Origin of the sequence: Streptacidiphilus neutrinimicus (genome assembly GCF_000787815.1) — a bacterium.
Lineage (GTDB): Bacteria > Actinomycetota > Actinomycetes > Streptomycetales > Streptomycetaceae > Streptacidiphilus > Streptacidiphilus neutrinimicus.
Genome location: NZ_BBPO01000122.1, coordinates 1 through 10710, shown reverse-complemented (window position 1 = coordinate 10710; position 10710 = coordinate 1). Strand labels below are relative to the sequence as shown.

Genomic DNA, 10710 nt, shown 5'->3' with positions numbered 1-10710 from the left:
GCCGGGGAGGGGAAGGGGCGGTCAGGCCGCCGCTAGGCTCGGGCAGCGGCGCACCGTAGCGCGCGGCCAGGCGTCCGGCGAGCGTGCGCGCCGCCGCGACGGTGACCTGCTGCCCGAGGACCGCGCGCACGGCCAGCTCGTGGGCGTCGACATGCCCGGGCGAACGCAGACCGGGACGCTTGGCGACGAGCGCGCCGAGGTACGCGTCCGCGCCGAGCACCTCGGCGACGGCGTCGGGATCGGCGTCGAGGTCGAAGAGCGCGCGCAGCCGCTGCACGGCCGCCGTCAGGTCGCGGACGTTGGTGAGCCGCACCCGCGCGTCCAGCCAGCCCTGCGGCTTGGACGGCTCGTCGACCTCGGCCACGCCCGGCCCGCCGGGCAGGGCGAGCGTGCGCCGGTAGGTGCGGGCGCCACCGCTGTCGCGCGGGACCACCTCCTCGACGCCCGGCACCGCACGCAGCGCCAGGAAGTCGAAGACGGCTGCGGCGTCGAACGGCTGACGGTGGGCCAGGCGCAGCGGTATGACGCCCTGCACGACGTTGCGGCGGCCCTGCTGGGCCCGCAGCTCGGTCGGGGTCATCGCGTACACCTCGCGGATCGTGTCGTTGAACTGGCGCACGCTGGAGAAACCGGCCGCGAACGCGACCTCGGTCGCGCCGAGGTCGGTGGTCTGCAGCAGCAGCCGGGCGGTCTGCGCCCGCTGGGTGCGGGCGAGCGCGAGCGGGCCCGCACCGAGTTCGGCGTGCAGCTCGCGGGTCAGGTGGCGGTCGCTGTAGCCGAGCCGCGCGGCGAGCCCGGCCACGCCCTCGCGGTCGACCACGCCGTCGGCGATCAGGCGCATCGCGCGCCCGACCAGGTCGGCGCGGAGGTTCCACTCCGAGGAGCCGGGCGCGGCGTCGGGCCGGCAGCGCCGGCAGGCCCGGAAGCCGGCGGCCTGGGCGGCCGCGGCGGTCGGGTAGAAAGCGACGTTCTCTCGGTTGGGGGTTCTGGCGGGGCAGCTGGGTCGACAGTAGATGCCGGTGGTCCGCACAGCCGTGTAGAACACCCCGTCGAGGCGGGCGTCCTTGCTGCTCACCGCCCGGTAACAGGCGTCTTCGTGCATCCTCACGCCCTCCAGTCTGCGGCATCGGCGGCCCGCGCACTGGCGGGAATCGGACACGGCAGTGGCGGCGGCCCGGATGGCGGGATCTTCACGTTCCAGGGCGTTCACGCCACTCGTGGCGGCGATCGGCCCCCGTGAGAATGAAGTCGCCGCCGGGAACGGACCCACCGCGAACGACCGCGGCACGGGGACCCCGAGGAGCACCCGGACCACCCGGACCACCCAGGCCACGAGGACAAGGACGAGCCATGACGACGACCAGCGCGACCGCCACCACCGCCACCAGTGCCGCCGACGCGACCGCCTCGAGCGCCGTGCTCTCCGTCCCCGCCGCCGACCCGGCCGTCGCCGCAGCCCACTACGCCGCCCGGCTCGCCTTCGAGGCCGACGTCTCCGACGTGCACGCCGACCTCGCCGCCGGCGTCGGGTCCGTCGTGGTGGTCGACTCGCGCAGCGACGCCGCCTGGGCCCAGGGCCACATCCCGGGGGCGTTGCACATCCCGACCGCCCGGATCGCCGAGCTGGCCCCGTCCCTCGTCGACCGCGCCACGACCGTCGTCACCTACTGCTGGGGCCCCGGCTGCAACGGCGCCACCCGCGCGGCCCTCGCCTTCGCCCGGCTCGGCTATCCGGTCAAGGAGATGATCGGCGGCTTCGAGTACTGGGTGCGCGAGGGCTTCGCCTTCGAGTCCGCGCGCGGCGAGGAGCGGCGCCTGGTCGACGACCTCACCGCCCCGCGCTCGGGCGTCTCCTGCGCCTGCTGAGCGCCGCCGCCCCGCGCCCTGCGACCGGGCGGGCCCGGAACCTGGCCGTGGCCGCCCGGAAGGGGCGGCCACGGTTCCTTGCGGTGCAGTGCGGTGCGGTCAGGCCCGGCGGTTGCCCTTGGCGCGCGCGAGGCGGCCGCGTTCCTTCCAGACGCGGTGCGTCTCGGCGCGCAGGCGGGCGTCCGTGCGGGCGGCCATACGGCGGTTCTCGCGCTGGAGCTTGCGATGGCTCTCCAGCCGCCGGTGGGACAACTCGCCCTCGTCGAGGGCCTGCTGAACCGCGCAGTCGGGCTCGCCTTCGTGTCGGCAGTCGGCGAAGCGGCAGCGCGCGGCCAACTCCTCGATGTCGGCGAAGACCTGGTGCAGGCCGACTGCGGCGTCGATCACGCCGACGCCGCGCAGGCCGGGGGTGTCGATCAGCACGCCGCGGCCGTCGGGCAGCGGCAGCAGTTCGCGGGTGGTCGTGGTGTGCCGGCCCTTGCCGTCGACGCCGATGGCGCGGACGTCCATGGCGTCCAGGCCGACGAGCGCGTTGGCCAGCGTCGACTTGCCGACGCCGGACTGGCCGACCAGCACCGTGCTCGCGCCGAGCGCGGCCCGGAGTCCGTCCACGCCGTCGCCCTCGGTCGCGCTGACGACGTGGACCGGGACGCGGGGCGCGATCCGCTCCACGTCCGCGCGGATCAGTTCGGCGTCGGGGGCGAGGTCGGCCTTGGTGAGGACGACCAGCGGGGCCGCGCCGCTCTCCCAGGCGAGTGCGAGGAAGCGCTCCACCCGGCCGAGGTCCGGCTCGACCGCGAGGGAGACGGTGATGACGACGGTGTCGACGTTGGCCGCCAGCACCTGGCCCTCGGAGCGCCGGGAGGCGCCGGAGCGGATCACGGCGGTGCGACGCGGGAGCAGCGAGCGGACCTGGTGGCCGATCTTTGCCGCGCCCTGGGCGACGACCGCCCAGTCGCCGGTGCAGATGATGCGCACCGGGTCGCGCGGGGTGACCAGCGCGGTGTCGGCGCGGAGCGTGCCGAGCGGGGTGACCACGTCGCACAGGCCGCGGTCGACCCGGGCGACCCGGCCGGGGATCAGGCCCTGCGCCGCGAACGGCGCGAAGGCGGTCCGCCAGTCCTCGTCCCAGCCGTAGCGGACGAGGTCGGAGGGAAGTCGATCAGCTGAAGGCAGATCGGAGGAAGACAAGAGAAGCCCTTCGAAGGGAGGAACGAGTGATCGGCTGCTGCGTGGACAGAGCTGTGTTCATCGCTTCCTCACCTCCTCGGCTTCGGGTGCCCCGACGGCTGCTCAGACGCTAGCGCCGACGGCTCGACGCGCGCCACGGGATTTCCGCGCGCGGAGCGGTGCCCAGCGGGGCGAAGCGGGACGGAGCGGGGGGCTACCCGTCGTCCCGCTTCTCGTTGTCCTTCTCGTTGTCGAACGGCGAGGGGTAGCGCCGCCGGCGGTTGCCCTTGGACTGGATGCGGCCGCGGAGGTCCTTGTGCGGGAGGAAGTCCGCCCAGCGCTCCGGGTACTCGGCCGGGGCCTCGGTCTCACCCGCCGCCGCGGAGGGGGGCGGGTTCGCGGCGCGGTTGCGGTTGGCGGAGCGCCGCGCCTCGGCGCGTCGGACGAGCTCCATAGCCTCCTCCTCGCGGGCCTTCTCGTTCTCCGCGCGGGCCTGCGCGGTCTCGCGGGTCGGCCACATGCGGTCGATCGCGGCGTTCATGGCCGCGCCGATCAGGACGGCAAGGGCGATCACGCCGATCCACAGCAGCACGGCCACCGGAGCAGCGAGCGAGCTGTAGACGGTGGGGCCCTCGACCGAGTGCACGAGGTAGAGACGCAGGAAGATGCTGCACACGAAGAAGACGAGCAGGGCCACTATGGCGCCGGGCAGGTCCTCCTTCCACGCAGTCCGCACCGGCACGGCCACGTGGTAGAGCGTGGTCATGAAGAGCACCGAGAGCAGGATCGCCCCGGGCCAGTAGAGGATGTGCACGACGTCCGAGGTCGCGGGGAACCAGTGCACGATCTGGTCCGGCCCGGCGATCACCAGCGGCCCGATGACGGTGCCCGCGATGAGGGCGACGATGTAGAGGCCCAACGAGAGCAGCCGGGTGTGCACGATGCCGCGCTGGTCCTCGAGCCCGTACATGATCGTGACGGTGTCGACGAAGACGTAGAGCGCGCGGGAGCCCGACCACAGGGCGAGCAGGAAGCCGAGCGAGATCAGGTCGGGCCGGCCGCTGCTGAAGACGCTGTTCAGCAACGGTTGCACGGTCTGGTGCACGGAGCCGGGCGTGAGGAAGGTGCTCGCGGCGCGCAGGATGTCCGCCTCGAGCTTGGCGATCACACCGTGGCTGAGGTAGCCGAGCGTGCCCGCGACGGAGAGCAGCAGCGGCGGGACGGACATGAGCGTGAAGAAGGCGACCTCGGCGGCGAGACCGGTGACGCGGTACTCGATGCAGGTGTTGGTGGTGTCCTTGATCAGCTTCCAGGCGACGTCCCGGTAGGACGCTCCGGCCCGGCGGCGGTTCGCGCGCCGACCGCCATGGGCACGGTGCCGGGGTGTGGGTGAGAGGTCGCCTGCGGGTTGCACGGTGCAAACCTATCGGCCCACAGTGGACTCGCCCGCCGTGCGGCATCGGCGGTCGTGCCGACCTGGCCGTCGGGGCAAGCGAGTGATCTTCCGAATAGTGGACGCCTCTGTCTTGCAGATCGGAATGAGAGAGCCGATCCGGGCTGTGGGGCCTCGACCCCGGGCCGTGGCGATCCGCAAATCCCGACTGGCAAGACAGTTTTGTCCAGATGATGGAAGGTGCTGGACTGCGAAAAGTTCGGCGTGCGAGTCTTCTGCCATGTCTGGTGCCGGTACTGCCCTGGTCGGTCGACTCCACGTCGACCTCGGCCGCATGTCCAGCGCCATCTGTCCGGTGACCTGATACCCCTGCCGCCCCACCGACAGCAACGCCCGACGCCCGCGCACCGCCGCGCGGAGCGCGTCGCCCAGGCCGGGTCGCCGTCGCGCGCCGCACGCACCCTCGTGCAGGTCAGCGCCGTAGCGCCGGTCCGGGAGCACCACCGCTCAGGCCCCGAACCAACTGCCGAAGGACGCACCTCATGGCCGCCACCCCCGCCTCCTCCTCACCGAAGCGCAAGGTGACCCGCCACCGCGGCGAGGGCCAGTGGGCTGCCGGTCACTTCACGCCGCTCAACGGCAACGAGCAGTTCAAGAAGGACGACGACGGTCTCAACGTCCGGACACGCATCGAGACGGTCTACGCCCACATCGGCTTCGACGGCATCGACCCGAACGACCTGCGCGGGCGTATGCGCTGGTGGGGCCTGTACACGCAGCGCCGTCCCGGGATCGACGGCGGCAAGACCGCGATCCTGGAGCCGCACGAGCTCGAGGACGACTACTTCATGCTGCGCGTCCGTATCGACGGCGGCCGCCTGACCGTCGCACAGTTGCGCACCATCGGCGAGATCTCGCAGACCTACGCCCGCGGCACCGCCGACCTGACCGACCGGCAGAACATCCAGTTCCACTGGATCCGGATCGAGGACATGCCGGTCATCTGGCAGAAGCTGGAGGCCGTCGGCCTCTCCACGACCGAGGCCTGCGGCGACACCCCGCGCGTCATCCTCGGCTCGCCCGTCGCCGGCATCGCCGCCGACGAGATCATCGACGGCACCCCGGCACTGGAGGAGATCCACCGGCGCATCGTCGGCAACAAGGACTTCTCCAACCTGCCGCGCAAGTTCAAGTCCGCGATCTCCGGCTCCCCGCTGCTGGACGTGGTCCACGAGATCAACGACATCGCCTTCGTCGGCGTCGTCCACCCCGAGCACGGCCCCGGCTTCGACCTCTGGGTCGGCGGCGGCCTGTCCACCAACCCGCGCCTGGGCGAGCGGCTCAATGCCTGGGTGCCGCTGGACGAGGTCCCGGACGTCTACACCGGCGTCATCTCGATCTTCCGCGACTACGGCTACCGCCGCCTGCGCACCCGTGCCCGCCTCAAGTTCCTGCTGGCCGACTGGGGCGCCGAGAAGTTCCGTCAGGTGCTGGAGGACGAGTACCTGCACCGCAAGCTCGTCGACGGCCCGGCCCCGACCGAGCCGGTCGAGCGCTGGCGCGACCACGTGGGCGTGCACCGGCAGAAGGACGGCAAGTTCTACGTCGGCTTCGCCCCGCGCGTCGGCCGTGTCGACGGCTCGCTGCTGACCAAGGTCGCCGACCTGGCCGCCCGGCACGGCTCGGACCGCCTGCGCACCACCGCCGAGCAGAAGATGATCGTGTTGGACGTGGCCGAGGAGCAGGTCTCCTCGCTGGTCGCCGGGCTGGAGGCGCTGGACCTGCGGGTCACCCCGTCCCCGTTCCGCCGCGGCACGATGGCCTGCACCGGCATCGAGTTCTGCAAGCTCGCCATCGTCGAGACCAAGGAGCGCGGCAGGACGCTCATCGACGAACTGGAGGCACGCCTGCCGGAGTTCGACGAGCCGCTGACCATCAACATCAACGGCTGCCCGAACGCCTGCGCCCGCATCCAGGTCGCCGACATCGGCCTCAAGGGCCAGCTCGTCACCGACGAGCACGGTCGGCAGGTCGAGGGCTTCCAGGTGCACCTCGGTGGCGCGCTGGGCCTGGAGGCCGGGTTCGGCCGCAAGGTCCGCGGCCTGAAGGTCACCAAGGACGGCCTGCCCGACTACGTCGAGCGCGTGCTGCGCCGCTACCTGGACGACCGCCAGGACGGTGAGCGCTTCGCGCAGTGGACCACCCGGGCGAACGAGGAGCAGCTGTCGTGAGTGAGCGCGCCGCACCGTTCTACTGCCCCTACTGCGGGGACGAGGACCTGCGTCCGAGCGAGACCGGCGGGCACGGGGCCTGGGAGTGCGCCTCCTGCCGCCGCGCGTTCGCGCTCAAGTTCCTGGGGCTGCTGTCGGCCTCGTCCACGACCGGGGGAGCCACCGATGACGACCGGGACTGAGTCCGAGCCGAAGTCTCCCTACACCGCCGAGCAGTTGGAGGCCCTGGCGGCCGCCGCGGCGGTGGAGCTGGAGGAGGCGTCCGCACCGGAGATCATGCGCTGGGCCGCCGAGACCTTCGGTCGGCGGCTCGCGGTGACCTCCTCGATGGAGGACGCCGTCGTGGCCCACCTGGCCTCGACCGCGCTCCCCGGCATCGACGTGGTCTTCCTGGACACCGGCTACCACTTCGTGGAGACCATCGGCACCCGCGACGCGGTGGCGGCGACCATGCCGGTCAACGTCATCACGCTGACCCCGCGTCAGTCGGTCGCCGAGCAGGACGCCGAGTACGGGCCGAAGCTGCACGACCGCGACCCGGACCTGTGCTGCAAGCTGCGCAAGGTCGAGCCGCTGAACCGGGGCCTGGCCGGCTACGACGCGTGGGCGACGGGCCTGCGCCGCGACGAGTCCCCCACCCGGGCGAACACCCCGGTCGTGGCGTACGACCCGAAGCGGCAGAAGGTGAAGATCGCCCCGATCGCGCGCTGGACCCAGGAGGACGTGGACGCCTACGTCGCGGCCCACGGCATCCTGCTGAACCCGCTGCTCTTCGACGGCTACGCGTCGATCGGCTGCTCGCCCGAGTCCTGCACCCGCCGGGTGCTGGAGGGCGAGGACGCCCGCTCCGGCCGCTGGGCCGGCGCCGGCAAGACCGAGTGCGGCATCCACCTCTGACCCCTGTCCCTTCTCCCGTGACCCCCGTCCCTTCTCCCGCTGACCCCCTGTCTGGAGCGGACCTTCATGACCACCACAGCTGACGCACCGGCGGCCCCCACGGCGGCCGCCGTGCAGGCCTGCGGCGCCACCGTGTGGCTGACCGGCCTGCCCAGCGCCGGGAAGACCACCATCGCGAGCGCCCTCGCCGAGCGCCTGCGCGCCGAGGGCCACCGCGTGGAGATCCTCGACGGCGACGAGATCCGCGAGTTCCTCTCGCGGGGCCTCGGCTTCACCCGCGAGGACCGGGACACCAACATCCAGCGAATCGGCTTCGTGGCCGAGCTGCTGGCCTCCAACGGCGTCAAGGTGCTCGCGCCCGTGATCGCGCCCTACGCGGACTCCCGCGCCGCGGTCGCCGCCCGGCACGGCGCCCAGGGCACCTCGTACCTGGAGGTGCACGTGGCGACGCCGGTCGAGGTCTGCTCGGAGCGCGACGTGAAGGGCCTCTACGCCAAGCAGGCGGCCGGTGAGATCTCCGGACTGACCGGCGTCGACGATCCCTACGAGGCCCCGGCCTCCCCCGACCTGCGCATCGAGGCGCACACCCAGACGGTGGCCGAGTCCGCCGCCGCCCTGCACGCTCTGCTGACCGAGAGGGGACTGGCGTGACCACCGCAATCTCCCTGCCCACCGCCGCCGCGCAGGACAACGCCTACGCGCTCTCGCACCTGGACGCGCTGGAGGCCGAGGCCGTCCACATCTTCCGCGAGGTGGCGGGTGAGTTCGAGAACCCGGTGATCCTCTTCTCCGGCGGCAAGGACTCCATCGTCATGCTGCACCTGGCGCTGAAGGCGTTCGCACCGGCATCGGTGCCGTTCGCGCTGTTGCACGTGGACACCGGTCACAACTTCCCCGAGGTGCTCGCCTACCGGGACCGCACGGTGGCCGAGCACGGCCTGCGCCTGCACGTCGCCTCCGTCCAGGAGTTCATCGACAACGGCCGGCTGCGCGAGCGGCCCGACGGCACCCGCAACCCGCTGCAGACGGTGCCGCTGCTGGACGCGATCGAGTCGAACCGCTTCGACGCCGTCTTCGGCGGCGGCCGCCGCGACGAGGAGAAGGCCCGCGCCAAGGAACGCGTCTTCTCGCTGCGCGACGAGTTCGGCGCCTGGGACCCGCGTCGCCAGCGCCCTGAGCTGTGGTCGCTCTACAACGGCCGGCACGCCCCCGGCGAGCACGTGCGCGTCTTCCCGCTGTCCAACTGGACGGAGCTGGACGTGTGGCAGTACATCGAGCGGGAGAAGATCGAGCTCCCGGAGATCTACTACGCCCACGAGCGCGACGTGTTCCGGCGCAACGGCATGTGGCTGACGGCCGGTGAGTGGGGCGGCCCCAAGGAGGGCGAGACGCCTGAGCGCCGTCTGGTGCGCTACCGCACGGTCGGCGACATGTCCTGCACCGGCGCGGTCGACTCCGACGCCGACACCATCGACGCGGTGATCGCCGAGATCGCCGCCAGCCGCCTGACCGAGCGTGGCGCGACCCGCGCGGACGACAAGATGTCCGAGGCCGCCATGGAAGACCGCAAGCGCGAGGGGTACTTCTGATGACCACCACCCACGCCGACTCCGTCACCGCCTCGGAGCTGACCGCGACCTCGCTGCTGCGCTTCGCCACGGCCGGATCCGTCGACGACGGCAAGTCCACCCTGGTCGGCCGGCTGCTGCACGACTCCAAGTCGGTGCTGGCGGACCAGTTGGAGGCCGTCGAGCACGCCTCGCGCAAGCGCGGCCAGGAGGCCCCCGACCTGGCGCTGCTCACCGACGGCCTGCGGGCCGAGCGCGAGCAGGGCATCACCATCGACGTCGCGTACCGCTACTTCGCCACGCCTCGCCGCCGGTTCATCCTGGCCGACACCCCCGGGCACGTGCAGTACACCCGCAACATGGTGACCGGCGCGTCCACCGCCGAGCTCGCGGTGGTGCTGGTCGACGCCCGCAACGGCGTCGTCGAGCAGACCCGCCGCCACGCGGCCGTCGCGGCGCTGCTGCGCGTCCCGCACGTGGTGCTGGCGGTCAACAAGATGGACCTGGTCGACTACGCCGAGCCCGTCTTCGCCGCCATCGCCGAGGAGTTCGGCGCCTACGCCGCCTCGCTGGGCGTCCGGGACGTCACCGCCATCCCGATCAGCGCGCTGGCCGGGGACAACGTCGTCGAGCCGTCCGCGAACACGGACTGGTACGGCGGCCCGACGCTGCTGGAGCACCTGGAGACCGTCCCCGTCGGCTCCGACCCGAGCGAGGAGCCGGCCCGGTTCCCCGTCCAGTACGTGATCCGGCCGCAGTCCGCGGAGCACCCCGACTACCGCGGCTACGCCGGCCAGCTCGCCTCCGGTGTGCTGCGCACCGGCGACGAGGTGACCGTGCTGCCCGCGGGCATCACCACCACCGTCGCGGGGATCGACGTCCTCGGCGAGGAGCGCGACATCGCCTGGGCGCCGCAGTCGGTGACGGTCCGTCTGGCCGAGGACATCGACATCTCCCGCGGCGACCTGATCGCGGCCGGTCCCGCGCCCGAGCCGACCCAGGACGTCGCCGCCACCGTGGCGCACCTCAACGAGCGCCCGCTGCGCGTCGGCGACAAGGTGCTGCTCAAGCACACCACCCGGACCGTCCGCGCGATCGTCAAGGACATCCCCTACGCGATCTCGGTCGACACCTTGGCGCGGATCGAGCGCCCGGGCAGCCTGAACGTCAACGACCTGGGCCGCGTGGTGCTGCGCACCGCCGAGCCCCTGGCCCTGGACGACTACCGCAGCAACCGCCGCACCGGCTCGTTCCTGCTGATCGACCAGGCCGACGGCACCACCCTCACCGCCGGCATGGCGGGCGAGGCGTTCTGAGCCACCCGGACTCATGAAGGGCAATCACACGATGAGTGGCGAGGTCTTCTCGCTCTTCGCGAAGGAAGGCGGGCGTGTCGGCAGCGGCGCGCTCGGGGCCGGCCGTGGCGCCATCGGCGCATGTCGCCCGATGTGCCGCTGACGCGGGCTCACGCCCTCGCGTCGGCACGCAGCCGCACCGCCTCGTCCTGTCCGAAGACCGCGCCACTCGTCACCGTGAGGAACTTCTCCCATGTCGCACCGCACCCGCTCGCCCCGCACCACCCGGA

11 protein-coding genes are annotated in these 10710 nt (G+C 72.3%); 8 read left to right on the top strand and 3 right to left on the bottom strand.

What is annotated here, in order from left to right; genetic code table 11:
* Positions 1-1102 (bottom strand): bifunctional transcriptional activator/DNA repair enzyme AdaA (locus tag TR48_RS39835; protein ID WP_042374898.1); only part of this gene is annotated, 1102 nt, incomplete at its 3' end.
* 248 nt (positions 1103-1350) lie between these two features.
* Here TR48_RS39835 and TR48_RS36425 point away from each other — a divergent pair.
* Positions 1351-1866, top strand: a complete 516-nt coding sequence (locus TR48_RS36425; RefSeq protein WP_042374897.1) for a rhodanese-like domain-containing protein — start codon at positions 1351-1353, stop codon at positions 1864-1866.
* A 99-nt stretch (positions 1867-1965) separates the two neighbouring features.
* Here TR48_RS36425 and rsgA read toward each other — a convergent pair whose 3' ends face one another.
* Both rsgA and TR48_RS36415 read right to left on the bottom strand, forming a co-directional pair.
* Positions 1966-3057, bottom strand: a complete 1092-nt coding sequence (gene rsgA, locus TR48_RS36420) for a ribosome small subunit-dependent GTPase A (RefSeq protein ID WP_042374895.1) — start codon at positions 3055-3057, stop codon at positions 1966-1968.
* Between the two features lie 193 nt (positions 3058-3250).
* Entirely contained in the window at positions 3251-4450 is a 1200-nt protein-coding gene (locus TR48_RS36415; RefSeq protein WP_063771136.1) for a YihY/virulence factor BrkB family protein, read from the bottom strand.
* 124 nt (positions 4451-4574) lie between these two features.
* Between TR48_RS36415 and TR48_RS46735 the strand changes: the two genes are divergently transcribed.
* The 7 genes from TR48_RS46735 to TR48_RS36385 all read left to right on the top strand — a co-directional run bounded on the left by TR48_RS46735 (position 4575) and on the right by TR48_RS36385 (position 10441).
* A complete protein-coding gene (locus TR48_RS46735; protein WP_369405631.1) occupies positions 4575-4793 on the top strand; it encodes a putative leader peptide in 219 nt (72 codons plus the stop codon).
* Between the two features lie 178 nt (positions 4794-4971).
* On the top strand, positions 4972-6660 hold the full coding sequence (locus TR48_RS36410) for a nitrite/sulfite reductase (RefSeq protein ID WP_042374893.1): 1689 nt from the start codon (positions 4972-4974) through the stop codon (positions 6658-6660).
* Positions 6657-6842 carry a hypothetical protein gene (locus TR48_RS36405; RefSeq protein WP_042374892.1) on the top strand — a complete coding sequence of 62 codons (186 nt, stop codon included), beginning with the start codon at positions 6657-6659 and terminating at the stop codon, positions 6840-6842. Before TR48_RS36410 ends, TR48_RS36405 begins: the two co-directional genes overlap by 4 nt.
* Positions 6826-7557, top strand: a complete 732-nt coding sequence (locus TR48_RS36400; RefSeq protein WP_042374891.1) for a phosphoadenylyl-sulfate reductase — start codon at positions 6826-6828, stop codon at positions 7555-7557. The genes TR48_RS36405 and TR48_RS36400 overlap by 17 nt, the downstream gene beginning before the upstream one ends.
* Before the next feature lie 66 nt (positions 7558-7623).
* Positions 7624-8208 carry an adenylyl-sulfate kinase gene (cysC, locus tag TR48_RS36395; protein WP_042374890.1) on the top strand — a complete coding sequence of 195 codons (585 nt, stop codon included), beginning with the start codon at positions 7624-7626 and terminating at the stop codon, positions 8206-8208.
* The gene (gene cysD, locus TR48_RS36390) at positions 8205-9146 is read left to right on the top strand and encodes a sulfate adenylyltransferase subunit CysD (protein ID WP_042374889.1); all 942 of its coding nucleotides are present in this window, start codon (positions 8205-8207) and stop codon (positions 9144-9146) included. Before cysC ends, cysD begins: the two co-directional genes overlap by 4 nt.
* Complete coding sequence (locus tag TR48_RS36385) at positions 9146-10441, top strand: sulfate adenylyltransferase subunit 1 (protein WP_042374888.1); 1296 nt, start codon at positions 9146-9148, stop codon at positions 10439-10441. Before cysD ends, TR48_RS36385 begins: the two co-directional genes overlap by 1 nt.
* The last annotated feature ends 269 nt before the right edge of the window (positions 10442-10710 follow it).

Coding starts and splice junctions, on each gene's coding strand:
- TR48_RS36425 (WP_042374897.1), top strand. CDS start 1,351: ATGACGACGACCAGCGCGACCGCCACCACCGCCACCAGTGCCGCCGAC.
- TR48_RS46735 (WP_369405631.1), top strand. CDS start 4,575: ATGAGAGAGCCGATCCGGGCTGTGGGGCCTCGACCCCGGGCCGTGGCG.
- TR48_RS36410 (WP_042374893.1), top strand. CDS start 4,972: ATGGCCGCCACCCCCGCCTCCTCCTCACCGAAGCGCAAGGTGACCCGC.
- TR48_RS36400 (WP_042374891.1), top strand. CDS start 6,826: ATGACGACCGGGACTGAGTCCGAGCCGAAGTCTCCCTACACCGCCGAG.
- cysC (WP_042374890.1), top strand. CDS start 7,624: ATGACCACCACAGCTGACGCACCGGCGGCCCCCACGGCGGCCGCCGTG.
- TR48_RS36385 (WP_042374888.1), top strand. CDS start 9,146: ATGACCACCACCCACGCCGACTCCGTCACCGCCTCGGAGCTGACCGCG.